General features: G+C 45.3%; 23 protein-coding genes and 1 pseudogene. 4 read left to right on the forward strand and 20 right to left on the reverse strand.

Translation table 11 applies throughout. The features are described from left to right. Window positions 1–124: 124 nt before the first annotated feature. Genes ACRPK8_RS10205 through ACRPK8_RS10215 form a run of 3 tightly spaced genes read right to left on the reverse strand, consistent with a single transcriptional unit; the run spans window position 125 to window position 4180 of the window. Complete coding sequence (locus ACRPK8_RS10205) at window positions 125–1981, reverse strand: ABC transporter ATP-binding protein (RefSeq protein WP_432238130.1); 1857 nt, start codon at window positions 1979–1981, stop codon at window positions 125–127. Then, entirely contained in the window at window positions 1978–3702 is a 1725-nt protein-coding gene (locus ACRPK8_RS10210) for an ABC transporter ATP-binding protein (protein WP_432238131.1), read from the reverse strand. The genes ACRPK8_RS10205 and ACRPK8_RS10210 overlap by 4 nt, the downstream gene beginning before the upstream one ends. Continuing rightward, window positions 3695–4180, reverse strand: a complete 486-nt coding sequence (locus ACRPK8_RS10215; RefSeq protein WP_029343299.1) for a MarR family winged helix-turn-helix transcriptional regulator — start codon at window positions 4178–4180, stop codon at window positions 3695–3697. Before ACRPK8_RS10215 ends, ACRPK8_RS10210 begins: the two co-directional genes overlap by 8 nt. Window positions 4181–4335: 155 nt before the next feature. On the opposite strand from ACRPK8_RS10215, the gene ACRPK8_RS10220 reads away from it, so the two are divergent. Beyond that, a complete protein-coding gene (locus ACRPK8_RS10220) occupies window positions 4336–4677 on the forward strand; it encodes an ASCH domain-containing protein (RefSeq protein ID WP_133208309.1) in 342 nt (113 codons plus the stop codon). Between the two features lie 45 nt (window positions 4678–4722). On the opposite strand, the gene ACRPK8_RS10225 is transcribed toward ACRPK8_RS10220, so the two are convergent. Next, a complete protein-coding gene (locus ACRPK8_RS10225) occupies window positions 4723–5592 on the reverse strand; it encodes a cation diffusion facilitator family transporter (protein WP_432238132.1) in 870 nt (289 codons plus the stop codon). A gap of 299 nt (window positions 5593–5891) precedes the next feature. Between ACRPK8_RS10225 and ACRPK8_RS10230 the strand changes: the two genes are divergently transcribed. After that, complete coding sequence (locus tag ACRPK8_RS10230) at window positions 5892–6215, forward strand: thioredoxin family protein (protein ID WP_023466923.1); 324 nt, start codon at window positions 5892–5894, stop codon at window positions 6213–6215. A 77-nt stretch (window positions 6216–6292) separates the two neighbouring features. On the opposite strand, the gene ACRPK8_RS10235 is transcribed toward ACRPK8_RS10230, so the two are convergent. From ACRPK8_RS10235 to ACRPK8_RS10290, 12 genes and pseudogenes are all read right to left on the reverse strand, one after another. Continuing rightward, window positions 6293–6472, reverse strand: a complete 180-nt coding sequence (locus ACRPK8_RS10235; protein ID WP_023466922.1) for a hypothetical protein — start codon at window positions 6470–6472, stop codon at window positions 6293–6295. A 153-nt stretch (window positions 6473–6625) separates the two neighbouring features. Then, a pseudogene (locus ACRPK8_RS10240) lies at window positions 6626–6923 on the reverse strand (excalibur calcium-binding domain-containing protein). Window positions 6924–7036: 113 nt separating this feature from the next. Continuing rightward, on the reverse strand, window positions 7037–7891 hold the full coding sequence (locus ACRPK8_RS10245; RefSeq protein ID WP_432238133.1) for a DUF3298 domain-containing protein: 855 nt from the start codon (window positions 7889–7891) through the stop codon (window positions 7037–7039). Then, entirely contained in the window at window positions 7875–8378 is a 504-nt protein-coding gene (locus tag ACRPK8_RS10250) for an RNA polymerase sigma factor (protein WP_064300640.1), read from the reverse strand. The genes ACRPK8_RS10245 and ACRPK8_RS10250 overlap by 17 nt, the downstream gene beginning before the upstream one ends. A 124-nt stretch (window positions 8379–8502) precedes the next feature. Continuing rightward, entirely contained in the window at window positions 8503–8652 is a 150-nt protein-coding gene (locus tag ACRPK8_RS10255) for a hypothetical protein (RefSeq protein WP_432238134.1), read from the reverse strand. A 30-nt stretch (window positions 8653–8682) separates the two neighbouring features. After that, window positions 8683–9156: a hypothetical protein gene (locus ACRPK8_RS10260; RefSeq protein ID WP_432238135.1), complete on the reverse strand. Its 474-nt coding sequence runs from the start codon at window positions 9154–9156 to the stop codon at window positions 8683–8685. Between the two features lie 159 nt (window positions 9157–9315). Continuing rightward, complete coding sequence (locus ACRPK8_RS10265) at window positions 9316–11673, reverse strand: carbohydrate binding domain-containing protein (protein WP_432238136.1); 2358 nt, start codon at window positions 11671–11673, stop codon at window positions 9316–9318. Between the two features lie 61 nt (window positions 11674–11734). After that, on the reverse strand, window positions 11735–13081 hold the full coding sequence (locus ACRPK8_RS10270; protein ID WP_432238137.1) for a GH1 family beta-glucosidase: 1347 nt from the start codon (window positions 13079–13081) through the stop codon (window positions 11735–11737). Between the two features lie 23 nt (window positions 13082–13104). After that, entirely contained in the window at window positions 13105–14028 is a 924-nt protein-coding gene (locus tag ACRPK8_RS10275; RefSeq protein WP_432238138.1) for a carbohydrate ABC transporter permease, read from the reverse strand. 3 nt (window positions 14029–14031) lie between these two features. Then, window positions 14032–14928, reverse strand: coding sequence for a carbohydrate ABC transporter permease (locus ACRPK8_RS10280; RefSeq protein ID WP_035411191.1), 897 nt, complete (start codon window positions 14926–14928; stop codon window positions 14032–14034). A 58-nt stretch (window positions 14929–14986) separates the two neighbouring features. Further along, window positions 14987–16294 (reverse strand): ABC transporter substrate-binding protein, encoded by a 1308-nt coding sequence (locus tag ACRPK8_RS10285; protein ID WP_214729860.1) that lies wholly within the window; start codon window positions 16292–16294, stop codon window positions 14987–14989. Between the two features lie 189 nt (window positions 16295–16483). Continuing rightward, window positions 16484–17497: a LacI family DNA-binding transcriptional regulator gene (locus ACRPK8_RS10290; RefSeq protein WP_432238139.1), complete on the reverse strand. Its 1014-nt coding sequence runs from the start codon at window positions 17495–17497 to the stop codon at window positions 16484–16486. 207 nt (window positions 17498–17704) lie between these two features. Here ACRPK8_RS10290 and ACRPK8_RS10295 point away from each other — a divergent pair, with 207 nt between their 5' ends. Both ACRPK8_RS10295 and ACRPK8_RS10300 read left to right on the forward strand, forming a co-directional pair. Continuing rightward, complete coding sequence (locus ACRPK8_RS10295) at window positions 17705–18127, forward strand: VOC family protein (RefSeq protein ID WP_432238140.1); 423 nt, start codon at window positions 17705–17707, stop codon at window positions 18125–18127. A gap of 88 nt (window positions 18128–18215) precedes the next feature. Further along, the gene (locus tag ACRPK8_RS10300) at window positions 18216–18851 is read left to right on the forward strand and encodes a DUF3885 domain-containing protein (protein ID WP_214856136.1); all 636 of its coding nucleotides are present in this window, start codon (window positions 18216–18218) and stop codon (window positions 18849–18851) included. 35 nt (window positions 18852–18886) lie between these two features. On the opposite strand, the gene ACRPK8_RS10305 is transcribed toward ACRPK8_RS10300, so the two are convergent. From ACRPK8_RS10305 to ACRPK8_RS10320, 4 genes are all read right to left on the reverse strand, one after another. Continuing rightward, window positions 18887–19852, reverse strand: coding sequence for a hypothetical protein (locus ACRPK8_RS10305; protein WP_432238141.1), 966 nt, complete (start codon window positions 19850–19852; stop codon window positions 18887–18889). Then, window positions 19795–21122, reverse strand: a protein-coding gene (locus tag ACRPK8_RS10310; protein WP_432238142.1) for an IS3 family transposase whose coding sequence is annotated in 2 segments (ribosomal slippage) — window positions 19795–20753 and window positions 20753–21122 — 1329 coding nt in all. Because the reading frame shifts where the segments join, the coding sequence is not laid out codon by codon here. Before ACRPK8_RS10310 ends, ACRPK8_RS10305 begins: the two co-directional genes overlap by 58 nt. A 395-nt stretch (window positions 21123–21517) precedes the next feature. Next, window positions 21518–24484: a type I restriction endonuclease subunit R gene (locus tag ACRPK8_RS10315; protein ID WP_432238143.1), complete on the reverse strand. Its 2967-nt coding sequence runs from the start codon at window positions 24482–24484 to the stop codon at window positions 21518–21520. Then, entirely contained in the window at window positions 24478–25875 is a 1398-nt protein-coding gene (locus ACRPK8_RS10320) for a restriction endonuclease subunit S (protein ID WP_432238144.1), read from the reverse strand. The genes ACRPK8_RS10315 and ACRPK8_RS10320 overlap by 7 nt, the downstream gene beginning before the upstream one ends. Between the last annotated feature and the right edge of the window lie 8 nt (window positions 25876–25883).

Consider the following 25883-nt stretch of genomic DNA (forward strand, 5'->3'; position numbering starts at 1 on the left):
TCCTCCTAGTAGATGCCTCTCGGCTGTTAAGTTGTTGAATCCAATATACCCCCTACCGTATATAAGTTCAAGAGAAATGCACACAAAAAAAGCAGCATCGTCTAAAAGACGACACTGCCCTAACTTAAACGACTTCCTTTTCAGAGAATTGACTGTTGTACAGATCCGCATAAAAACCATCTGCCTCGAGTAATGCTTCATGTGTGCCCTGCTCGATGACACGCCCTTGATTCATGACGAGAATCAAATCGGCATCCTTGATCGTCGACAAACGATGGGCAATAACAAAACTTGTCCGTCCCTCCATCAAGCGACGCATCGCTTGCTGGATGAAGACTTCCGTCCGTGTATCGACACTGGAGGTCGCTTCATCGAGAATCATGATTGGAGGATCAGCAAGAACGGCCCGGGCAATCGTCAGCAATTGTTTCTGACCTTGCGAGATGTTCGAGGCTTCCTCATTCAAGACGGTATCGTACCCGTCCGGCAACGTCCGGATGAAGTGATCAGCATGTGCGGTCTTCGCTGCCGCAATGATTTCCTCCTCGGTCGCCCCACTCTTACCGTAAGCCAGATTGTCCCGGATCGTACCGTTGAAGAGCCACGTATCTTGCAAGACCATGCCAAACGTCGTCCGTAAGTCTTCGCGTGACATTTCGCGGGTATCGATACCGTCAATCCGGATCGTACCACCGTTTAATTCATAAAAACGCATCAATAGATTGATCATCGTTGTCTTACCAGCACCCGTCGGTCCAACGATTGCAACGGTTTGTCCCGGTGCAACATCGATGTTCATGTCCTCGATCAAGAGATCATTGCCATAACCGAAATCAACGTGTTCGAACGCAACAGCTCCATCTGCTTTCTCCAGACGATGGGTTGTCACTTCTTTCATCTCTTCTTCTTCGTCGAGTAATTCAAAGACCCGTTCCGCCGCTGCGACCGTCGATTGGACGATGTTTGCGATATTCGCTGTCTGTGTGATTGGTTGCGTGAACTGGCGTGTATAGGTGATGAACGCTTGAATGTCCCCGATCGAGATCGCCCGTTGCGTAACGAGAATCCCGCCGACGATACTGATCAGGACATAACTGATATTCCCGATGAACATCATCATCGGCATGATGATCCCGGAGATGAATTGTGCTTTACGTCCTGCTTCATACAACTCTTCATTAACGGCATCAAACTGCTCGACCGCTTTGCGTTCATGTCCGAATGCCTTGACGACTGAGTGTCCGGTGTACATCTCTTCGACGTGTCCGTTCAATTGACCAAGTGTCCGTTGTTGGTCAGCAAAATATTTTTGAGAACGTTTCAAAATCGGTCGGATCGCAAAGATCGAAACAGGCAAGGAGACGAGCGAAATCAGTGTTAACAGCGGACTGATCGTCAACATCATGATCAAAATCCCGACGATTGTCACGATCGAGGTGATGAAGGATGTCACACTTTGTTGCAACGTACTGCCGATCGTATCAATATCGTTCGTCACGCGACTAAGCGTCTCCCCGTTCGGACGACCATCATAGTATTTCAACGGTAGACGTTCGAGCTTATGATTGACGTCCTCGCGTAAATCGTAGACCGTTTTTTGAGCGATACCCGACATCAAATACTGTTGCAAGTAACTAAACAGACTACTGATGATATACAGTCCAGCGAGCCATAAGAGGATCTGACCGATTTTCGTGAAATCGATTTCCGCTCCCGGTACCCCCTGAAACTTCGCATATGCCCCTTCAAACAATTCCGTGATTGCCGTTCCCATGATTTTCGGACCAGCAATCATGAAGACCGTACTGAGGATGGCTGCGAGGAATACACCGATAAGCGCCGTCCGACGCGGACGCAGATACCGAAGCAGACGCCGGAACGTTGCTTTGAAATCTTTTGGTTTTTCTCCGAGCATCATCATATTTCCGCCACCGGGACCACCAGGCGGAGGACCGCCGGCAGGTCGTTTTTTCTCACTCATGCGATTTCCTCCTCTGATAGTTGTGACTTCACGATTTCCTGATAAACGGCATTGTCAGCAAACAATTCATCATGCGTTCCGATTCCAGCGACTTTCCCTTCATCGAGGACAATGATTTGATCGGCATCGATGACCGTGCTGACACGCTGAGCGACGATCAAGACCGTTGCTTCACGTGTTTCTTCCCGTAAGGCTTTTCGAAGGGCCGCGTCAGTTTTAAAGTCGAGCGCTGAAAAACTGTCATCAAAGACATATAAATCCGGTCGACGAACGAGTGCCCGAGCAATCGACAACCGTTGTTTTTGCCCACCAGAGACGTTCGATCCACCTTGTTCGATCCGTGCGTCGTAGCCGTCCGGCATCCGTTCGATGAAATCGGTCGCTTGTGCGATGTGTGCAGCATGCGCAACCTCTTCGTCTGTCGCATCCTCTTTTCCGAAGCGGATGTTTTCGGCGATCGTACCCGTGAACAGTAACGCCTTTTGGGGAACGAAGCCGATTTTCGACCGCAGTTCCTCTTGCGGGACATCCTGGCTATCGACACCGTTGACCCGGATACTCCCTTTTGTCACGTCATAAAAACGGGGAATCAAATTGACGAGAGTTGATTTACCGGAACCGGTCCCGCCGATCACAGCCGTAACTTCACCTGGTCGTGCCGTAAAGCTAATATCGGATAAGACGGGTGTCTCAGCTCCCGGGTAACGGAACGTGACGTGATCAAAGACGAGCGTTCCTTTTTCACGGTCAGCGGTTTGTGTACCCTCATCTGTCATCGTTGGTGTCATCTCGAGAACTTCATTGATCCGTTTCGCCGAGACAGCTGCTCGCGGAATCATGACGAACATGACCGACGCCATGACGAGCGCGAACATGATTTGCATGACGTACTGGATGAATGCCATCAAATCCCCGATTTGCATGCCACCATTATCGATCCGGATGCCCCCGAACCAAATGACACCGACGACCGTCAAGTTCATGACGAGCATCATGACAGGCATTAAGAACGCCATGATCTTATTGACCTTGATCGAGACTTCTGTCAAATCGGCGTTCGCTTTCGTTAACCGGACTTGTTCATCGCGTTCTCGGTTAAAGGCACGGATGACACGGATCCCGGTCAAGTTCTCCCGCAAGACGAGGTTCAGACGGTCGAGTCGTTTTTGAACCTTCCCAAACAACGGAACGCCTTTCCACAGAATCAACAGGATCGAAATAACAAGGACCGGCATCGCCGCGACGATGACGAGCGATAGTTTGGCATCTTTTGAGACGGCCATGATCAATCCACCGATGAACATGATTGGTGCACTGACGACCATCCGCAACATCATGATGACGACTTGTTGGACTTGTGTGATGTCGTTCGTCGTCCGCGTAATCAGTGACGCCGTTCCGACCTGGTCGAACTCTTGCAGGGAGAAACGTTCGACATGGTTAAAGACTTGGCGACGGATATCCCGTCCGAGCCCCATCGACGCCTTCGATGAATAATAACTGGCGGCAACGGCAGCTAACGCTCCGATACCGGTAATCCCCAGCATGACGGCACCAATTTTCCAGATATACGCGGTATCGCCGGTAACGACGCCTTTATCGATGATATCCGCCATCAGTGTCGGTAAATACAAATCGGACATCGATTGTGCAAATACAAGGACAAGCACAGCAAAGACCGCCCATTTATAGACCGTCAACCGTTTGAGTAACTTAATCATCCGAACATCCTCCTTTCAGATCTGGACGTAAAATCTGACCGATTCCCTCTGCAATCACTGCGTGTGTTTCAAGCATCTGTTCGAATACGTCCGGGTCAATAGTCGCAAGCACTTGCTCCAGTTGACGTTGCATCCCCTTCTCTTGTTCCTTGATGTCAGTGACGAATTGCTGACCTTGATCACTAAGCTTTAAGACGACTTCCCGTCGATTGTCGGGATTCGTCTCCCGAATGACCCAGCCCGATTGGACGAGACCTTCAATCGACTGACTGAGCGTGCTTTTCGGTAAATGTGTATGCGCAGCGAGCTCTTTTTGTGAGATCGGTCCACGCGGTGCAATCGTCATCAAGCTATGAAATTGCGGTAAACTGAGTCCGTTTTCTTGTGCCGTCTGGTGTGCTGCCCGGACGAGGTGCCGTTGCACGTTCCAAAACGACTGCATCATCGCAGTCGAACGGGTCGTTTCCGTTTGATCCATCTTGTTTCGCCTCCTTGTTCCATTTCAAATCGTTCCAAAAGGAACAATTACTTATATGAATTAAATTACGCCGATTATTTTTAATTGTCAACGAAAAGGCAATGTGAAAAATCACATAGTTTTGCTATGATTCAATAGATAAGGAGTGAGCATAGATGAGACATGAAATGGGGTTGTATGAAGTTCCGTTTCGTTCGATCGAGCAGGAACGCAAGATCGTCGAGATTCGATTGAATGACCCAAAACGACAACAGATATACGTCGGTGATCAGATTCAGTTCACCCATACGGAAACGAGCGAGACACTACTTGTTCGTGTAACAAAACGACAAGTCTTTCCTGATTTCCGAGCGCTCTACGAACAGATCCCAAATGAAGATATCGATTGTGTCGGTTGGTCGCTCGACGAACTCGTGACGTCGACTTATACGATCTATTCAAAAGAAGCCGAGCAACAGTACGGGGCACTGGCTCTGACGATCGTATTAGAACCATAAAAAAACGTCTTTTCTACGCTTACAGTAGAAAAGACGTTTTTCAATTCATTCCGGTTCGACGTGAACATGGATATCGTAGACACCATATTCTTCTGTCAGCGTATCCTCGACACGTGTCGCAATATCGTGCGCCTGATGGATATTCAATGTGGAGTTGACGAGGATGACGACATCGACGACTTCATTGTTTCCATAGTTGCGTCCTTTGATTGACTTGATGCCTTTGACACCTTCGAGATCGAAAATGACATCTTCATACATCTTCAGCTTCTTCTCATCGAAGCCATCCGTCAGTTCGTGTGACGCTTCCGTAAAGATGTCCCATGCTGTCTTACAGATCAAGAAGCCGACGATGATCGCGGTCACGACATCGAGCCATGGCATGCCGAACTGTGATCCGACGATCCCGATCGTCGTCCCGACACTGACCCAAGCATCCGATAGATTATCTTTCGCCGCTGCCATGACGGCTTTGCTTTCAATCTCCTCGGATAACTTTTTATTGTAGCGGTAGACGAAGTACATCACGAGGGCTGAACCGATTCCGACGTATGCCGCGAGGATATCAGGTGACTCCTGTTTGCCTTCGAACAACGTCGAGATTGTATCGATCAAGACTTGAAGACCGACTGCCATCATGATGAAGGAAGCTACGAGCGAGGCAATCGTCTCACTTTTCCAGTGTCCGTATTTGTGATCGTCATCTGCCGGACGTTGCGAAATCCGTAAGCCGATCAAGACGGCGATCGATGCAATAATGTCGGTCGCGTTGTTCAAACCGTCCGCCCGGAGTGCGGCAGAATCTGCTGTATAGCCAATGATTAATTTTAAAGATGATAACAAGATATAGGCTGTGATACTGATCATCGCACCGCGTTCACCGCGTTTTAGATTATCGTATTTTTGTTGTTCCATTCTCGTCGCCCCCACTTTCTCTGCGATTAGCAAACCTCATCGTACCAGTCGGAAATCGAGTGGGTCTAGAGAAATCATTTTGTTTCGAACTAGGTAATTAACAAAAGCGCAATAATGTTTCCCTATACCAAACTGAATTTGATTGAGTCATGTGGCTCTTTTAAAGAAAATCGGTAGCATTATCTTAAAGAGCAACCAACTTTTTTGACTTGTCAGACTCTTTGACGAACATAATTCGTGCAAGTTCTGAAGGGAATCGGTAGACTAAAGGTACAACACCAAGAGGAGGAGTTCTCACAATGGCAGAATTCATTAAGAGTGAAGAAACATTCAAGGAATTGATTTCAAGTGATGCACCAGTCATCATCAAGTTCGAAGCAGACTGGTGCCCGGACTGCAAACGGATGGATTACTTCATGCCGGACGTCGAGTCACAATTCGACCACTTACCAATCCATACGATCGACAAGGATGAGTTCCCTGAAATCGCATCGAACCACGATGTCATGGGAATCCCAAGCTTGCTCGTCTTCAAAAACAATGAAAAACTAGCGCATTTGCACAGTGCAAATGCTAAAACACCAGAAGAAGTTACAGCATTCCTAAAGCAAAACTTCAACTAAGCAAAAATAACCTGACGCCGCAGCGTCAGGTTATTTTTTATGTATCGATCTGATTTGGAGTGCTACTTCAATCCGTCTCAACTTTTCTTAAAAAAGATACGGGTGAACAGATTCGTAATCGTTCCAGCTATAGCTGCTTCGATCAGGGCTACGACTACAATCGCTAAAATATCCTGCATACCTAGTGATCCTAAGAAATTAATAAGGTTCAAAATAAAAAATAGAATGAAGAAAATTAGATAATCTCGTTTTCGCATCGTAGTCCTCCTACTCAACACGTATTTGTCGTCTTTCGTCGCTACAACACTACCATACATAATGCTTTCTAAGGATTACATAATTGAAAGGAACAACCAACATCTACAAAAAAGTAGTCTTTCTCCCGCTCGAGAAAGACTACTTTTGCTTATTTAACGTTCACACGCGATGCCGTCTTTATCCCGGTCACTCTTCGTGTTCAGTTTATATGTCGCAAGACTCACGTATGCTTTGTACTTGGTCGCTTTGTAGATCGGTTTTCCATTCTTGTCATATCCGGTCCGATTCTTCAGTCCTGCTTTTTTTTGCGACGCCACCTTTATACTTCTTCTGCATTTCCGTACAGTTCTTAAAGGCTTTGGCTTTCGTCGCCGCTTCACTGGCTGCTGGAACATGAAGCAAGGCGAGACTGACGACACCCGCGAGTACGAGCCGACTCCATTTTTTCATAGGGCTTCCTCCTTTTTCAAAAAACAACGATTCGTCTTTTGATTATAAGAGGTCATTTTTAGAAATTGTTTCCTTTTTTCATTTTTACATCAATGTTTTTTAAAATCTGACAATCAACGAATATAGGTCGAACTGACGAGATCGTCTTTTAAGATCGACGTCGGGATCTTGAATTCGACGATGCCCATATATCCTGGAGCGATGCTGTACTCATCAAACGACAGGACTAATTTGTGATCTGCCGTTATATAGAAGTTTTGTTTCGCGGAAATGTGTTTAAACTGTTCATCCTCCGGTACATCCGGTGTTCCTTCGACGAAGTAGACCTTCCCTTCATCGGCTTTCATTTGGCGACGCATCTCTTCTTTTAGATAATCACTGATCGTCGTGATGTATCCGTCATCCTTGAACAAGGACGGTAACGTCAGGACGAGTTGTTGCTTCTTATCGATCGTATCATACCGGACGCTTTCCGATGCACTTGCCCGTGTCTCGGTGACGGTTCGCCTAATCGACAACAAGTCGTCCGTATCCGTCTTGACGTCATAACGGCTATCGACAGCAAATACTCCTTCCTGTCCGTTCGTCTCCTGTTTGAACTTTTCGTAGAGCGCTTGTCCTTCCGCGATATACTTTTCGTTCAGTTGTTGCTCGAGTGCCTTGTCCGGTAACTTCACTTGAGGTGCTTTGATATCAGCCGACTGTTGTGTCTTCGTCTCTTTCCAGTCGATCGTCACAATCTCCGTCAGTTGACCAAAAACCGGCACCTTCGCCATCGCGTCCGCAAACGATGCATTACTATTTAATCCGCCGACGAATAATGTGATGGCGGCCGCTGTGATCAACACGGACCGTTTCGTCCGTGAGGGACGCGTCCGGTGCTCGACTTGAGCAATCATCGCATCGAGTTCTTTTGGGACCGGTGGTTGTTGGTACGCCTGTTTCAGATCATCAAGTTTGTTCGACATCTAACTCATCTCCATTCAATTTCATTTTCAGTAAGGTCAATCCTTTATACAACCGGGACTTGGTCGTACTTAAATTCAGCTCTAAAATCGTCGCGACGTCTTTTAAGATCAAGTCCTCGAAATAGTGTAAGATGACGACTTCCCGGTACATGACCGGTAGCTCCTCGAGCGCCTGTCGTAAATCGGAGTCCGGGTATGTATCTTCTTTCGTCGCGACGAGTTCGATCAGTCGATCCGTGTCGTAACTGATACTATGCTGACGCTTCCGGATCGCATCAATCGCTGTTCGCGTCAAAATCTGATAGAACCAGGCTTTCATCCGTTCCTCATCCTCAAGTCGATCAAGCGACTGCAACGCTTTTTGGATGCTGTCCTGTATGACATCTAGACTATCCTGTTCATTTTTCATATAACTGTAGGCTAACCAGTAGAGATTCGGTTTATATTGCTTTAAAAAACGGACGAATGCTTTTTCCCGTTTTCTCATTTGACGAGAGGTCATAGGCCGCGGCTCCTTTTTTCGATATCGTTCTGTGTATACATCATTAAGACGGGCGAGTCGAGAAAAAAGTTGACGACACAACAAAAAAAGGTGACACCAGGTCACCTTTTCATGGAGCAGACTTCATTAAGATAAGGATGATCAACAGAAACGGAAAGATGAAAAGTAATGGAATGCCGACGATCGTGACGCATCCCACATCGATTTTCCGTTGTTTTCGGCGTTCACGTTTCCCCGTCCGTTCTTCGCGTTCATTCACGGGACTCAACATACCATTCACCTTTTCTACTTAATAATGCAAACGCCGTGATGTATCATTCCAAACCTTTACGTGGAGCGTGATCAGCGCAATACCGTACAGGACACTCATGTATAACGAAAACTCACCAAATAGGACATCCGTCCAGGCATTTAATCCAAACAATGGAACGACGAAGAGGAAGTAGAACACGAACTGAACACTCGCCAATGCATCAAACCAAATCGTTTCAGAAAATGCGCTTTCGAGTAACGAAACACCGTAAATGAATAATGCCGCAATAAAACCAATCCGGATATACCAGACTATCAGTCGAAGCGCTTTATCTTCTTTAATATAGAATAGCGATCCGACTAGACCGACAAGCCAGACGACGGAGGCGATGCTTTGCCAGCCGTTAATCGCGCCGTCCGGATGAAGTAAGGCAGACCAACCGTTGATGCCGATCATGCCAAGTAAACCTATGATGAAGATGAGCCGATACGGTATGTACCTTTGACGCATGACGTTTCCTCCTCTGAAAACGAATAGATGTCACTTCTACGTTGTATATTCCATATGATGGGTTTTATTCCTTTTTCATCACGAAAAATAGTTCGGCTTTTTTGTTTAAGCTGATGACACAACAACAAGGTAATGGACGCGTCCATTACCTTGCTTTAGTCATTCCTTCACTTTAAGATTCACATCATCAATCGTCACGTCATGGGCGGCGAACGGCGAACCTTCCGCGCGTCCCATCAAGAACTTCAACGCCCCCGTATCGGCTTGTTCCATCGTAAAGGTATAGCTGTACGTTTTCGGTGTCGTCGTGATCGGCTCGACTTGACTGAAGTAACGCGTGTAGGAAGCATTTTCGACCGTTACTTCGATCGGACGTGGCACGGTCGACGATGCCGTGAAGCTCAATTCATATGTTTTGCCTTTTGCGAGTGACAAGTTTCCTTGCTCGAGCAAGACACTCCATGGTTCTTGTCCTTCCGCTCCGATCTGGATGCGTGCGGCTTCATTGACAGCTTCGATAGCGGCTTGCGCATCATAGTGGACGTATGACGACCACGACGTCAATCCGTTTGTGAACAAACCGTTCTTCAGTGGTGACGGATCGACCGGCACTGGTGTCACATCAATCAACTCCACATCATCGAGCGAGATTTTTCCGGCTTGTCCACTGAAGTCAAACACAAGCTGGTTGTCGTCTGCCGTTTGTGTAGCTGTGAACGGAATGTCAACAGTCGTTGCTTGTTTCGTCAACGGTACAGTCGTCTGTTTCAATTGCTCTTGTGCCCCAGTGATTTTTACCTGAAGTGACTTGGCTTTTTTCGCACCTGCTGTGAATCGAAGCTGATACGCATGCCCGGCTTCCAGTTGAAGCCCCTTTTGTGTTAAGCGTGCCGTCGTTTTTTGACCATGTCCTTCATAACGGAAATCACGTGACTCGGGATCAACGAGCCCTGTCGCCTGCTTGCTACCGTCGAAATGCCAGTACGTCAAACGATCCATCGCCCCTTGATCGAACGTCCCATTATAGACGAGGTTCCCGTCCGGTAGTGCCGGTTTCGTTGCATCTTCATCGATGACGCCGCGCGGAATCTGCTCGACACGGACGTTCCCGATCTGGACGCTCGCTTTTTCGAGTCCAAGGTTGAATTCAAGACGCGCTGCGAGATCCGTCTCTGCCGCCATATCAAACGTGAACGTATGTCGCTTGACGCTTGGTGTCAGAGCAATCGACTGTTCATTTGAATATTTCGTGTAGCCACGCTCTGCTCCACCGCCGACTTTGACCATCATCTTCCGATCTGCTGTGCTGCTCGCGTCAAAGCTGACTTGGTAACGCCCACCTTGCGTGAGTGAGACGTTTTGAATCAACTGATGGGAATAAGTCTGTGAACCAGGCTGATCAATCGTGACGTCCGCCATCCGTTGCCCCTCTTTTTCGATGATTGCAAGACTTCCTTTACCACCGAAGTCTGGGAGCGTGACGTAGTTCCAGTACAGCGGATCAAACGACTGATTCCCGGTGATCATCGTGACCGGTTGTTCAAATGCTGTGTCGTAAACGAGGTTGCCCTCGATTGGTTGCTTGGCTCCATCCGGTAATGTCACGTTTTCGTAGGTCGGTTCGACCGGTTCACGGTACGCTCGATTTTTCAAATCATAGACCCGGACGTAGTCGACTTCCATCTCGGCTGGGAACTTCGTCGTCGCATCGACTTCTCCGTCAAACCAACCGCCAACCGCGAGGTTCATGACGAGATAGAAGTTTTGGTCGAACGGTGCTGGATAACTATAGTTCGTTGCTGCGTTCAAGCCTTTACTGTACCAATCGTTTTGTGTTTGATAGAGGTTGCCGTCAACGTACCAGCGGAGCTCCCCCGGCTCCCACTCGACCGCGTACGTATGCCATTGGTCGATTCGCTGTCCGTCTGGGAAGTGATAGTCTTTCCCCGTATATTTATTGTTCGGCCAGTTTTCTCCGTAGTGAATCGTTCCGGCGACCTTGTCCGGTTGACTGCCCCATGACTCCATGACGTCAATCTCACCAGACGATGCCCAAGCCCCGTATTTATCTTGCTCCGGTAGCATCCAGAACGCAGGCCAAAGCCCTTTTCCGGTCGGCAGCTTCGCTTTGATCTCATAACGACCGTACGTCTTACTGAACAACCCTTTCGTCTTCAGCTTCGCCGACGTGTAATCGTATGTACCGAGATCATCCGTCGTCTTTTCCTGCTTCGCCTTGATGACGAGTTTCCCGTTGCGAATAAACGCGTTGTCCTGTTTCGTCGTATAGTATTGTTTTTCATTGTTGCCCCAACCGGGTGAGACCGGTTGTCCGTTCGCATCCTTGATCCAGTTCCCCGTATCATAGGTCCATTTTGTCCGGTCGAGTTGTTTCGCCTGAAACTCATCCGACCAGACGAGCTTCCACTTCGTCTCTTTTTTATCTGCCTTCGCGTCGACCGCTTGACCGCTCAGCAATAAACCCGTCCCGACCGCCAGTGCTACCCATGTCTTCATGTCTGTTTCCTCCTCTTAGTCAAAAAGAGGCAAGGACGAATGTTCGACCTTGCCTCCTTTGTCACGCTTCTTGTGGAATCGTTGCCTTATGTTGCTCGATGACGCCCGCATACCAGTGGGCGCTGTCTTTCCAAATCCGTTCCTGTGTCTCGAAATCGACGTAGAGAATCCCGAAGCGCTTATCGTAGCCGAAGCTCCACTCGAAGTTGTCGAGCAGTGACCAAAGATAATAGCCTTGGATGTTCATCCCTTCTTCGTTTAAATCAGACACGGCTTGCAAGTGTTGTGCGACGTAATCGATCCGGTTCTGGTCGGCGACGCGACCATCGACTAATTCATCGTCGAATGCGGCACCGTTTTCCGTGATGTAGATCGGTAAATCCGTATACTCGTCACGCAAACGACGAATCAAGTCCTTGAATTCGCTCGGGGCGATATCCCAGCCCATGCCTGTCTTGTCGTAATCCGAGTACGCATCCTTCTGCAGGAAGTCGTTCGCAGCACTGAACTCGACGAGGTTACGGCTGTAGAAGTTGATCCCGAAGAAGTCACATGGGACGGAAATCGTCTCCATGTCACCTTCCTCGATGAACGCGTAAGAATGGACGTACTTCGAGAACAAGTTCATCATGTCAACCGGATACTGCCCTTTGAAGACTGGGTCGAGGAACCATCGATTCGCATAGCCGTCTGCATTGTTCATGGCTAGCTGATCGTTGACGGAATCCGTCTTCGCATACTTCGGTGCCAAGTTCAACGTGATACCGATCGGTGTGACCGATTGGAACTCGCCCTTCAACAATTCGACTGCTTTTCCGTGCGATAACAACAAGTGGTGCACGGCACGAACGGCTTCATTCATATCCGTATGACCCGGTGCATGTTGTCCGAGATGGTAGCTGAGGAACCCGGCACACCATGGTTCATTGTGTGTGATCCACGAGTCGACGATCTCGTCGAGCTCCGCAAAACAAGCGCGGGCGAAGTCAAGGAACCAGTCGACCGATGCTCGGTTGACCCAGCCGCCTTCTTCATGTGCCCACAGTGGTAAGTCCCAGTGGTACAGCGTCACGGCTGGCTTGATGCCTTCAGCCCGCAGACGTGTCGCAAGTTTCTTGTAGAACGCCATACCTTCCGGATTGTAGACCCCTTTTTGCGGGAAGATTCGGGGCCAGGCAATAGAGAAGCGGTACGTGTCGACGCCAAGACGTTTGATATGCTGGATGTCCTCGTCATAACGGTGGTAATGGTCACAAGCGACATCTCCGTTATGCTTCTCGAAGACTTTGCCATCCTCCTCACAAAAGGCATCCCAGATCGAAGGCGTACGTCCGTCTTCATTGTGGGCGCCTTCGATCTGATACGACGATGTCGCCGTTCCGAATACGAAGTTCGGTGCAAATTTCATATGGGTAATCTCCTTTAAGCTACTTATTCTTTTACGGCACCTGCCGAGATACTGCTGACGATATATTTCGAGAGGAACAAGAAGGCGATCATGATCGGCACGACAGAAATCGCGATACCGAGATAGAGTGAGCCTAAGTTCTCTGCGACTTGTGATCCTTTCAAGAAGCCCATCAAGACCGGTAACGTGTACTTCTCTGGGGAGAAGAGTAAGACGAGCGGCATGATGTAGTTGTTCCATGAACCGATGAACGTAAAGATCGACATCGTTGCGATTGCCGGCATCATCATCGGTAAAGCAATCGTATGGAAGATCCGGAACTCACTTGCCCCGTCCATCCGTGCTGCCTCGATCAGACTCGGATGCAAGACGGTCTGGACATATTGCCGGACGAAGAAGACCGTGAACGGACTCGCGATTGCTGGAACGATCAATGGAATGAAGCTATCGAGCAATCCTAAGTTTTTGCTGAGCTCATAAAAACCGATCAATCCGAGCTGTCCTGGAATCATCATCATGATCAGCATGAACACGAACAAGACATTTTTTCCTTTGAATTGATAGAATGCAAAACCGAATGCGGTCAAGGCGGAAAAGTATCCCGACAAGACGGTCACGAGTACAGCAATGATCAAGCTGTTTTTAAAGCCGGACCAGATATTGACGTATGAACTGAGCGCCGCGTAGTTGTCAGCAAGCGAGTTGCCCGGGATCAAAGAAAAGCCGGACAGGACTTCTTCATTTGACCGGGTTGCGTTGACGATCATCATCAAGAATGGAATGATGCAGGCAATCGTCAAGGCAATCAATGCGAGGTAAATGATCGTTTTTCCAAGCCATGGTTTTTTCCGTTTTGGAGGCGGCGTCAATCGAAGCGGATGCTCCGAGCGTTCTGGTTGTTCTTCCGTTTGTGGCACGAGCCGGCGTGCTTCTGCATTTCGTTCCATCGGTCAGGCTCCTTTCGGTGAACGTTCTTTTCGGAACATCCCTTTGAAGACGATGATTGAAAAAACAAGAGTGATGGCAAACAACCCATAAGCGACAGCTGCAGCATAGCCATAGTTGTTGTATTTGAATGCCTGGTTATAGAGATACAGCACCATCGTATTCAGTGCCCCGTCCGGCGCCCCAATTCCATCTGTGATCAGCATCGGCAGGTCGAACAATTGCAAACCACCGATCAGTGAGGTGATCATGATATACAATAAGATTGGCTTGAGCAGCGGCAAAGTGATTCGAGAAAAAATTTGCCATCGGGTCGCTCCGTCAATCAAGGCCGCTTCAAAATAATCTTTCGAGATGCCAGACACGCCTGCCATGACGACGATGAACGAGTGACCGAGCCACATCCATGTCAGGATGAGCGAGACAGATACTTGTGCCGTAACAGGTTGTGTCAACCAGTTGATTGGCTCTGAAATGATACCGATCTTCATCAACATCATGTTGAGCGAGCCATGTTGCCAGTCGAGCAAGATTCCAAACAGTAACGCCACGGAGCTGATCGTAATCAAGTTCGGCAGATAAAAGGTCGCTCGGAAGAACGCGAGCCCTTTCAATTTCAATTGGAGGTCGGAGAACAGCAATGCAAGCAACAATGCTCCGCCAATTTGTAAGGTAAAGTTGACAGCCCAAATCTTGATCGTGTTAAAGAACGCTTCGATGAAGTAACTGTCACTCAATAGCCGAGTATAGTTCGCAAGACCAACGACTTGTTCCCCTTCAGCCCCCGTATAGTTCGTAAAGCTGTAATAGAATGTCAGGGCGACCGGATAAATACTGAAGATCAGGAAGACGATCCAAAACGGTGCGATGAAGAGATACCCAGTGCGATCGATTTTTTTCACAGGTTAAGCTCCTTTCTTCCATGAGAAAAGGTGAGGCAGGATGCGCCCCACCTGCTCGTTATTCGGGTACTTTTACATCAGGGTACGCGTTTTTGACTTTTTTATAGAATTCCGTTAGAGCTTCGTCCTTTGATTTTTTTCCGCGAACATATTCTGTCACGGCAGCTCCATAGAGCGTGTCAAGTTGTTGATCATACTTCGTAACGATGCCTGGTTTGATTTGGTCTGCTTGCTTTAAGAAAAATTCGTAGTTGTTCTGTCCATCCAAGAAATCTTCTTTAAAGTTAGTCTTGATTTTATCCGTGACTGGCTTGAATGCTAAGACGTCACCCGTTTCCTTTGCCCAATCTGTCAAGAATTCTTCGTCCTGCGTCATCATTTTGACGAAATCATACGCGAGTTTTTGTTTTTTCGAATCTTTGTAGACGCCTAACCATGTTCCGCCCCAGAAGTAAGGACTCGGTCCGCTCGTGACAGCCCAGTCTCCTGCAGATTTTTTCACGTTTTCCTTCAAGACGCTATGCAGTCCCCAAGTCGGTAACACATACGAGAAGACCTCTGTCTGAATTTCTTTGCCATTCTCTTTGACTTTGACTGGTTTATCCATGCCGGCGTACCACGATGGTGACCATTCCGGTGCAAGGGCAGTATATTGTTTCGTACGGAGTTCTTTTGCGTAGTCCATATATTCTTTTCGCGCATCGGTCAAGACGAGCTCCTGCTTGTCGTTGACCCATGGTTGTGGATCATTGCCTTGCACGAACCAGCGAATCGATCCTTCATCTGGGAACATTTTATAGCCTTTTTGCTTCATTTTATCGGCGACTTCAAACACCCCATCCATTGAATTCATCATGCCGCCGATTTTTTTCGGGTCGTCTGTTCCAAGTACTTTTTTCGCAATGCTTCGTTTGTAGTAAATGCCTCCTGGCGTCGTTTGCCAAGAGAGCGCACGCACGTTTCCTTCTTTATCTTTCCCCATGTCAAATACATACGGAATGTAGTCTTTTGCGACGTCATCTGCATTAAACGGCTTTTCGGATAAATTTGCCCAGTAGCCAGCGTCGACCCATTGTTTCAAGAAGGCGATTTCACCCGTGAAGATATCTGGTGCTCCGACGCCACTTTCAAGAGCTGGTTTCAACTTCGTCGGATAGTCGGCCATCGGCACGATCGTCAATTCGACTTTGACGCCATTCTTTTCTTCAAATTTTTTGATTGGCTTTTTTAATTCATCCGTAAATGACCAAATCTTTAAGACCTCTTTGCCACCACTCGTAGTGTCTTCGCCACTTCCCGTACATCCCGCTAAGACAGTTGCTGTCATGGCACCAATCGTGACTGCACTAATGAACGCCTTTTTCATTTCATCCCATCCTTTTTTAATAGTTTTTAAGTAAGCGGTTTCAATTTAATCGTTTAATCCGAAAGCGCTTTCGAAAATGACAAGGAAATAATCGAAAGCCCTTTCGTAACTGCCGTAAAAATAATTTCGGAATCGCTCTCGCGTTTTCTCCCTGACAACCAGCGAGAGCGATTCCGAAATCGTCGCACGTCACTCAGGTGCAGGACCTGTCGAATGACGAACGATCAACTCGACGGGAATGACGTCTTGTGTCGTCATCCGCTGTTTATCGACAATCTGTTCGATCAAGACTGAAGCCGCTTGCTGACCAATCGTTTCCGTATCTTGCCGGACAGTCGTCAGCTTCGGTGTGATATACTTCGCCATCTCGATATCATCGTAGCCTACGAGTGAGATATCTGTTGGAATCTGTAAGCCAGCTTCATGAATCGCTTCAATAGCACCGATTGCCATTTGGTCCCCTGCCGCAAAGACAGCAGTCGGTCGATCCGGTAGCGCCAGCAAATCTTGCATCGCCCGTTTTCCTTCTTCTCCGGAAAACAACCCACCGTTTGCAATATAGCCGTCCGGAATCGGCAAACCGAACTGAGTCATTGCTTGTTTATAACCTTCGATCCTTGCTGCACCAGCATCCGTCGTCGTATCGCCAGCGATATGCGCAATCCGGCGATGACCTAATTCATATAGATGCTCGACGGCTAGTCGCCCACCCGTAATATTGTCGGAATAGACGACGCTACAATCCGGACTGTACATATCAACGACAACGATCGGAATCGTACTTTGAATCAATTCTTGAACGTGCAGATCCAACTGGTCCGAACAGATGACGACAATGCCATCAACCGCTCGGTGCCGAAAGTGCTCCAAGTAACTCATGTCCCGATTACGTAAATTTCGTGATGCAAAAATCAGATCATAACCTTGTTGCTCCGTTGCTTTCCGGAAGCTTTCAATGATCGCATTAAAGAACGGATGCATCATGCCGACACCATGTGCTTCTGAAAACATGACACCAATCGTCCACGAACGTTTTGTCGAGAGCGATTGAGCATGTGCATTCGGCAAGTATCCCATCTCAGCTGCTGCCTGGACGATCTTCGCTTTCGTCTTTTCACTGACATCTGAATAATTATTTAAGGCTTTCGAGACCGTCGTGATCGAAAATCCGGTCATCTTCGCTAAATCATAAATTGTTCCCATACTACTCACTCCATTTCATCGAAAGCGCTTTCGATAAATTTAGTATACGAAGTCTTTCTGGAACTTGCAACCTATTTTTTATAAAAATCAGATAAATTGAAACCGTTATCATTTATACTAAATAAATCAGCAACCCACTCTTTTTATACGAACAAATGTTTGGTATACTAAAAGAAACACATTCTTCCTTTTGAAAGGAGCTTTTCCATGCCGATTAATCCGTATCTTGTCTTTAATGGAAATACCCGTGAAGCATTGACGTTCTACACGGAGGTGTTTCAGGAAGAAATGCCGGAAATCATGGAGTTCGGACCAGGTCCTGGACCGGATGGTCAACCGTATCCACCGGAGCACCAGACACTGATTTTACATGCGCAGCTTATCGTCCATGGCACATGTCTCATGTTCTCAGACGCGATGCCACAAAACCCTGTGACGTTCGGACAAAACATTACGCTAGCCCTTCACTTAGCCGATGTGGAGCTATTGCACGAAACGTTCGCGCGGCTCGCTGAAGGCGGCAAGATCATCATGCCGATTCAAAAGACGTTTTGGAGTGAAGCATACGGTATTGTCGAAGATGCGTTTGGCGTACAATGGCAGGTTAATCATGAAACGAGTATGGGCTAATGAATAATGATCCGGCTTTTAGAAGCCGGATCATTATTCATTCAAAAAACAAGTGTAGCACACCATACATGGAAGGGAGGGGTTCCTATTGAATCACCAAGAGCTGTATACGATCTTTCCCCAGCTCGTCTTATATCCGAACTTATTTTATCACAATGCGAACGGAATCCGCTTTGAGCTAGGCGATTCAACATTGCTCAAAAACGTTGGTCTAGATGATCCGAATTATCTAGAGTCCGCCTATCGAAAAGCCCTAACCTTATTCGAAGCCATTCATGCTCCATCTGATCTTATCACATGGATCGTGCAGGTCAGTCCCTACAAAAGAACAAGCGGTTGGAAACCGGTTGTGCATAGTGGATTTGTGAAGTACTTGAAGTCCCCTTCTTTACGCTATCGCCTGCGGTGCGATCGTACACCGCAATATGTGGAAGAGCATCCCTATGCTACATACACATTGTCTTTGACCTGTACGCGGCAGGAGATTCATTATCCAGCTTTAATCCGTGATATTTGCAGTCACGATGTCACGGATCGCCCTTCTTTTATCCATCGTACCTTTTTCTTTAATCCGAGACGAAAGAGCCTGTTTCACATCTATGATGATCGAGGCTGTGACCTGATCGGCGAAACACCTGACGCTATCCGTGATCTCTACGATGATTATAAGCATTGGATATTGAACCATGATAAAAACACTATTGATCAGACATTCTCACTATAAAGAGGCGATTCTTTGACTTAGAATCGCCTTTTAATTTACCTCTCGCTTAAAGAAGTCGAACGCACAGTCGACTGAATCAACTGCTTCACCCAAGCTTGTCTTGCTTTTACTGAAAACTCTTCATTTCCAAATACTTCTACTCTAAAGGGAAGCGTTTTTAACAACTGATGTTCCAATGCTTTTCGTTCCCTTAAGATTGCAATCGTCCCTTTCACTCCTGATAATGAGCGATTCACACCATATGCTTGCTCGGTGTAATAGGATACGAATCCATCTGCCCATTCTGCCGGACGCTCTTGTAATGCTTTACGGAAGCTTCTCTCTACATCCTGTTGATCAACATAGACAAGAACAGGTTGTAGCGGCGTAATGATTGTCGCTATGCGTTCGATGTACGCTTGTAACGTCGCTTCCGGTAGATCGTATTTGATAAGCCCTATCGTCAATGGATTTTGCAAGAAGCAGCATTCAAAAACATACGTTGTATCCGTCGTTAACGCTTGAGCAACGAACGCTTCCCACTTTTTAAAGATCAATGACTGATGTAACTCGAACGGTAGTTCATAGATATCTCTTGCTTGCAGAAACGCAAGTTCTGCTTCAGGAATATCCTTTTCTGACTGCCACTGGCGATATGATACCAGTACGTAGTCATTGAACACCTCAGTAAATCGTAAGACATCGAGTGAAGCGTACTTACTTTGAAAATCCGTCCATTCATCCATCGTTAAGTAAGCGACACTCTCATAATCCGCAGGATGGTTGAGATCACCTTCGATATGAAGACGCGTGTTTGTTTTTTTCTCTTGTAGTAAACGAGTTAATGCTTCAGCTGTTGTTGTTTTGCCTGGGCCTGGTAGAACTTCCGTTAAATAAAGTTTAGAATTTCTGCAATTGAACTGAGCCCCGTAAAATGGACAGTTTAATAAAAAGACCACGTTTTCTATGCTGCGATCAGATGGTCCCGATATTGTTTCGGGGTCTTCTTTTTTAGGTTCCATTGACCGCGTTCGTAGTTGTAATAGCTGATGTAGTCCCCGACCATCTCTCGGACCTCCTCGATTGACTCGCACGAACGGTTGGCGACATAGTCCTTCAGATGACCAAAGAACGATTCGATCGGTGCGTTGTCGAGACAGTTGCCCCGACGGGACATGGACTGAACCAATCCGAGGTCGCCAATGAGTCGCTGGTAGCCCGGATGGGTGTAGTGGAAGCCTTGGTCCGAATGAATCATCGCCTCGGGATGTCGATTCCCCTGGAGATGCTCTTCGAGCTTTTTCATCGTCTGAAAGACGAGGTCCATACGAAGATCCGTGGATAGTTTGTATGCCACGATCTCGCGTGTGGCGACGTCCTTCACACAAGACAGATAGACGTTCTCGCCGGAGGCGATGGGGAGATAGGTAATATCGGTCACGAACACCTTCCCGGGCTCGCTCTGCCGGAACTCGCGATTCAATCGGTTCGGCACGACGCGGTGCTCGTGCGTCGCCCGAGAGAGCTTGCGGTACGGGTTCATCCTCCGGATTTTAGTCACGATGTTAAATTTGCGCATCAGTCGGAGAATCCGTTTATGGTTGATCGGGAAACCGAGGGTGGCGAACACCTCCATGTACAGCCCCCGATAGCCGATTTTGCCTTTATGGCTATCATGGATGCTCTTGAGGAGTGTCGCATCTAGGTGATCACACTCTTCCCGGAGGGAATCCGCCTCGGCACGATTCAACCAAGCGTAATAGCCACTGCGGCTCACTCCGGCAATCTCACATAGTGGGCGGACGAGATTCTTAATCTGTGCGATGCGGATGACGGTGTTGATGACCTGATATTTCTCTGCTGGTGTCAGTTCGTACGTTTCGCCTGCCCCTCTAATTGCTCTAGCTTTTTTAAGAGCTCGTTCTCTGCCGTCAGGTATTTGATCCGTGCCTCTGCCTTCGCCAACCGTCTCTCCATCGACTCGTCTGTCTTCGGGCGTCCGCCTCCCAGAGCCTTTCCACGTTTATCGTTCCGGAGACCCTCCTCTCCGTCTTTTCGGAACGTTTTGCGCCAGCGAATCAACGCAGAATGCGCTTTTCGTTTCCCGATCACCGTCAGGTCGAATCCGGCCTCCATGAAGATTTGTTGAGGTCCCTTTCCTTCCATATTCTCACGTACGGCCCTGACATTGAACTCGGTCGTGTACTGGATCGAGCGTTCTGATATGGAAGCGACGTTCGGATTTTCTTCGAGCTGGTTGATTTGGGTCATAGTGAAGATGATTTTACTCATGATTGTTTCTCCCGTCTGATTGAATAGGTTCATTATAGCGATTCGTATGCACGCGAAAAACCCCGAATGATGCACTTTTTTTCAAGTGTCTATCATTCGGGGTTCAGTTCAAATATACTCCTTTGATATTTTAAAACACACATGGATAATTCATTTTTATTAAAGAAAGTGTAGTAAAAAGAAATCGAATTGAAAAAACGAAAAAACTCATAACTACCTTCTAGAATAAAGTCAATACACTATATTCAATGAAAGTTTGTTATGAGATAAATTCATCTTATACCTGCATTAAAAAATCAAAATAAAGATGTTTTTGAATTAGATTTATTAATCTAATAGATCAAAGGACTTTCCGCTAAAAAAGCTTTTACGACTCCATAATAATCAATTCCATATTAAATATGCGGTTTTCCGGAATATACATTTCCATCCATATTATATGTTAGTGTAAACACCATATCTGATAACCATTTCTTAAAAGAGTCGTTATCATTGTACTGCTTAAACACTTCCATGTTATCAGACATAAGGTTAATGATAGCTCGATTTAAAGCTTTTTGGCTCTCAATTTTTGCATTTTGCTTATCAGAATTTTTTATAGCATTCTGATAATCTTTATCTTTTGCGACAATTTCTGGAATAGAAGCAATATGTTTCTTAACCTGGTCTTCATCCTTCCAAGGAATATTTCCAAAGAGGTCATGGAAGGTTTCAAGAATGTTGCTTAGCAAATCTAACTCTACTTCTGATTTCCCACCTATTGCCGATGTAGGTACTGGTGCAATTTCATACTCTTCCTTGTCCTCTAGTACAATGGACATTTTAGCTTGTGCTTCCGCCCTGTAACTATCTAAGTCAATCGCTTCGAGGATACCAATTGATAGGTCTTCTTCTTTTGGTGCAGGTAGCTTTGGTATCAAGAAATTTAGGAAGATTGAAAGCTTTTCCCACTCAAAGTTTCCATAAGGCAAAATGGATGCCAAAAATCCGTATGTTCGTACAAACGCCTTCGCCTTGCTCTTAAAGTCTATTTGGCCATCTTCATCCAAATCATCTTCATAATGCTTAGCACAAACATCTAGAATGGGGTCTAACTTATCACGTTCTGCCCCATTGAGATAAAACTCTACCAGTTTATCAATATGTGTATCTGTGAAAACATGATAGCGTCTAATGTCACTCTCTAAGTCATTAAGTTTATCCGGGTCTGTCTCTTCAGAGAGTACCGTTGTTTTATAATACTTAGAAAAAGCATCTTGTATCGTAATCGTTTCATTAGCAAAGTCAAGTATGAATGTATCATGTTTCTGTGGGTGAGCTCGATTCAAACGAGAAAGGGTTTGAACCGCTTTAATGTCCGTCAACACCTTATCAACGTACATCGTATGAAGAAGCGGCTCATCGTAACCTGTTTGGAACTTATTTGCAACAACAAGAAAACGGTATGGGTCCTTTTTTAGTTTTTTTTCAATCTCGCTGCTCGGAAACCCATTAACTGAGCTTTCTGTTATCTTTTCCCCACCGTACTCGTGCTCACCTGAAAAGGCAACAATCGGTTTAAACTGGCTTTTACGTTTTTCCAAATATGCAGATATTGAATAGTAATACTGGATTGCTCGTTCAATGCTGCTAGTTACAACCATAGCACGAGCATGACCGCCAATTTTTCCTTTTGCAATCACTTGGTCATGAAAATGGTCTACCATAATTTCGGACTTTAGTTCGATTGCTTTTTCATTGGATTCAACATAATTTCTCAGCTTTTTTTGCGCCTTCTTTTTGTCAAATTTCGGGTCATCTTCTACTATCTTGGCAATCTTGTAATAACTCTTAATTGGCGTGTAATCTTTCAATACGTCCAAAATGAAGCCTTCCTGAATGGCTTGTTTCATCGTATAGACATGGAACGGTCGATGTTTAATCTTTCTATCCTTTGCATAAGGAACACCAAACATTTCAAGCGTTTTATTCTTCGGGGTTGCTGTGAATGCAAAGTAACTCGCATTATTAAGCATTTTTCTCCCCTCTAGAATCTTTAATATTTTATCTTCTGTCGTTTCATTTTCTGCATCTTCATATTGGTCAGAAAGTGCCATATTCATTTTAGCCGACATGTTTCCACTCTGACTAGAATGAGCTTCATCAATGATGATAGCGAACTTGTTTTTTCTGTGTTCGTTTCCGATGTCACCAAGAATGTAAGGGAATTTATGCACAATAGTAATGATAATTTTCTTACCATCTTGAAGTAGTTTCCTTAAATCTCCTGAACTTTCTGCATGTCCCACCGTATTCGATACCTGCATAAATCCTGAAATGGTATTCTTAATCTGCTTATCGAGGTTAATACGATCAGTGACAACGATAACTGAATCAAAAAAATTTTTCCCGTCTTTTGACAATGAAACTAATTGATGAGCCAGCCAAGCAATCGAATTCGATTTTCCACTTCCTGCACTATGTTGAATAAGATATTTTTGACCAACACCCTTTTCACTGACATCATCTAGTATAGATTTCACACCAGCTAACTGGTGATATCGAGGGAAGATTTGGTTACGCTTTAACTTTTTCGTTTCTTGGTCTTTCTCCTCAACAATTTGTGCATAGTTTTCAATGATATTTGCAAGTTCACTCTTCAAAAACGTTTGTTTCCAAAGATAGTCCGTCTTAATTCCATCAGGATTAGGAGGATTACCAGCTCCATTTTTATATCCTTTGTTAAAAGGTAGGAACCAGGATTTCTTACCGTCAAGTTTCGCACACATTCGGACTTCATTGTCATCAACTGCAAAATGGACCATACATCGTCCAAATTGAAAGAGTAATTCACGAGGGTCACGGTCTATTTTATACTGATAGACCGCATCCTCAACATTCTGCTTTGTTAATTGATTCTTAAGCTCACAAGTAATAATAGGAAGGCCATTAAGAAAGATGACAAAATCAAGAGCAAATTTCATGTTATCTCTCGAATACATCAACTGTCTCGTTACACTGAATATATTCTTTGCATAGAGAACTTTGGCTGTCTCATTAGCTTCAGAAGGAGTAAGGTAAAATAAATCAAGAGTCACCGGATAAATTTTGAGTCCATTTCTTAAGACTTCAATTACACCATTTTTCGTAATTTCCCCCTGCAAGCGGTTTAATAATTTTGCTTTGTTGCTTTCGCTTTTATAAACGCCCAACATCTCCAACTTTTCTTTTTGAGTATCCTCTAAGAATCGAAAGAACCTTGTCTCATCTACTGCATATTCTTTATTAAAATCATTGTTTTGCCCTTGCTCATATCCATTCTGTTTTACAAGATGATTGATAATTAATGTCTCAAGTCCTGCTTCGTTGGTGTTAGTTACCATTTGACCTCATACTCCTCACCCTCTGGGACTTCCTCCAGTTTCAAAATATCTTCATCTATAATGTTTTCTTGCTCTTCATTCTGGAAAGCATGTATTTCAATATTACGTACATCTACTTTTCCAGTGACAACGTCTGAAATAAGACGAATACGATATTCATTTATAAGTTCTATCTCTTTTTCTGCAACATACAACCTTTTATCTATTGCCTGTGTATTTTCATGTATATATTTTAGAAGTTCACGTTGTTCATCGATATTTTTCGGCAATGCTATTTTTAAAGAGATAAGTTTACTTTCACTTATAGCAGGGTAAGAAACACCTATTGAATTTTTACTTACTGAACTTACAAAGTAGTTTGATGATAATACATAGTTTAATAACTTTGGATAAACCTGTTCGTTAGGTGTAAGGACTGCAAAACCAGTTGAAACAATGCAATCACTGATTCCATTATCTACAAAACACATTGATTTTAAATATGTTCTAACTGTCGAGATTATAGTATCTCCGTAGTTAATAATTCTTCTAGCCCTAGAAGGTGCATCTGAAAATTTATATTTAACAGGATTTTTTTTCAGTTCACCAAAGCCAACAGTGCTTATATCAATATATCTTATTTCATTCTCATTATCGAAATTTTCACTTAAGGTTTCTATATTGCTTTTGACATAATATTTTAAAGGTTTCACATCCCAACAATCTGGAATTTCCCCCAATAAATCAATTCCGCTTTGCTTCACCTTAACATCACGATTTATTCCTTTAGTTACTGCCTCATTAACTACTGCTTGTTTTTGCTCTTTTAATAAAGATATAAGCTTTCTCTTTACTTTAATAAATTTATTAATTTTTGTAAGTTGATAGTCGAGATATCTCACAATCTGGTCTTGTTCGGATACTGGAGGGACAAAAGCAAAAATCCTTTTAAATCTATCAAAATACAATCTGTTTCTTTCATACATGATTCCGTAAGAATTTTTATTAAATTCTGCTTTATACATTGGAGTTCTAAATAAATAATGATAGTACCATGGATTTAACTTTATCTTCGGTCTACATACTGCATATGCAGGACTTATAATCCCTTCATACTTTGAAGCACCAATGGAACCCATAAATGCATTCATAAGATTATATCCGATATCACCTACGCAAATTCTTTTATATAACTGATTATTTTCAGACATTCTTTTTTTTCTTCCTGTTGATGATTGCTTTACAATACCTCTATCTAGCATGATTGATAATAATTCTAGATCTGTATGATTTGTATCTGTAACCTCTCTAAATAGAAGAGAGTTTTTTCTTATCTCCCAGTGTGAAGGCATGCTACCCATCCAATTTACATTTGTTTCTTTATATTTCTCATAAGGCTTAAGTTTTGCCATAGTTCCCA

Source organism: Exiguobacterium sp. TDN 0502 (assembly GCF_050846835.1).
Taxonomy (GTDB): Bacteria; Bacillota; Bacilli; order Exiguobacteriales; family Exiguobacteriaceae; genus Exiguobacterium_A.

What these genes read in the sequence shown, in the direction of transcription:
- ACRPK8_RS10315 (WP_432238143.1), bottom strand. Translation starts at nt 24,484, where the DNA reads ATGGTAACTAACACCAACGAAGCAGGACTTGAGACATTAATTATCAAT.
- ACRPK8_RS10275 (WP_432238138.1), bottom strand. Translation starts at nt 14,028, where the DNA reads ATGGAACGAAATGCAGAAGCACGCCGGCTCGTGCCACAAACGGAAGAA.
- ACRPK8_RS10235 (WP_023466922.1), bottom strand. Translation starts at nt 6,472, where the DNA reads ATGCGAAAACGAGATTATCTAATTTTCTTCATTCTATTTTTTATTTTG.
- ACRPK8_RS10220 (WP_133208309.1), top strand. Translation starts at nt 4,336, where the DNA reads ATGAGACATGAAATGGGGTTGTATGAAGTTCCGTTTCGTTCGATCGAG.
- ACRPK8_RS10290 (WP_432238139.1), bottom strand. Translation starts at nt 17,497, where the DNA reads ATGGGAACAATTTATGATTTAGCGAAGATGACCGGATTTTCGATCACG.
- ACRPK8_RS10305 (WP_432238141.1), bottom strand. Translation starts at nt 19,852, where the DNA reads ATGGAACCTAAAAAAGAAGACCCCGAAACAATATCGGGACCATCTGAT.
- ACRPK8_RS10225 (WP_432238132.1), bottom strand. Translation starts at nt 5,592, where the DNA reads ATGGAACAACAAAAATACGATAATCTAAAACGCGGTGAACGCGGTGCG.
- ACRPK8_RS10265 (WP_432238136.1), bottom strand. Translation starts at nt 11,673, where the DNA reads ATGAAGACATGGGTAGCACTGGCGGTCGGGACGGGTTTATTGCTGAGC.
- ACRPK8_RS10210 (WP_432238131.1), bottom strand. Translation starts at nt 3,702, where the DNA reads ATGATTAAGTTACTCAAACGGTTGACGGTCTATAAATGGGCGGTCTTT.
- ACRPK8_RS10245 (WP_432238133.1), bottom strand. Translation starts at nt 7,891, where the DNA reads ATGTCGAACAAACTTGATGATCTGAAACAGGCGTACCAACAACCACCG.
- ACRPK8_RS10285 (WP_214729860.1), bottom strand. Translation starts at nt 16,294, where the DNA reads ATGAAAAAGGCGTTCATTAGTGCAGTCACGATTGGTGCCATGACAGCA.
- ACRPK8_RS10295 (WP_432238140.1), top strand. Translation starts at nt 17,705, where the DNA reads ATGCCGATTAATCCGTATCTTGTCTTTAATGGAAATACCCGTGAAGCA.
- ACRPK8_RS10205 (WP_432238130.1), bottom strand. Translation starts at nt 1,981, where the DNA reads ATGAGTGAGAAAAAACGACCTGCCGGCGGTCCTCCGCCTGGTGGTCCC.
- ACRPK8_RS10270 (WP_432238137.1), bottom strand. Translation starts at nt 13,081, where the DNA reads ATGAAATTTGCACCGAACTTCGTATTCGGAACGGCGACATCGTCGTAT.
- ACRPK8_RS10260 (WP_432238135.1), bottom strand. Translation starts at nt 9,156, where the DNA reads ATGCGTCAAAGGTACATACCGTATCGGCTCATCTTCATCATAGGTTTA.
- ACRPK8_RS10215 (WP_029343299.1), bottom strand. Translation starts at nt 4,180, where the DNA reads ATGGATCAAACGGAAACGACCCGTTCGACTGCGATGATGCAGTCGTTT.
- ACRPK8_RS10250 (WP_064300640.1), bottom strand. Translation starts at nt 8,378, where the DNA reads ATGAGAAAACGGGAAAAAGCATTCGTCCGTTTTTTAAAGCAATATAAA.
- ACRPK8_RS10320 (WP_432238144.1), bottom strand. Translation starts at nt 25,875, where the DNA reads ATGGCAAAACTTAAGCCTTATGAGAAATATAAAGAAACAAATGTAAAT.
- ACRPK8_RS10230 (WP_023466923.1), top strand. Translation starts at nt 5,892, where the DNA reads ATGGCAGAATTCATTAAGAGTGAAGAAACATTCAAGGAATTGATTTCA.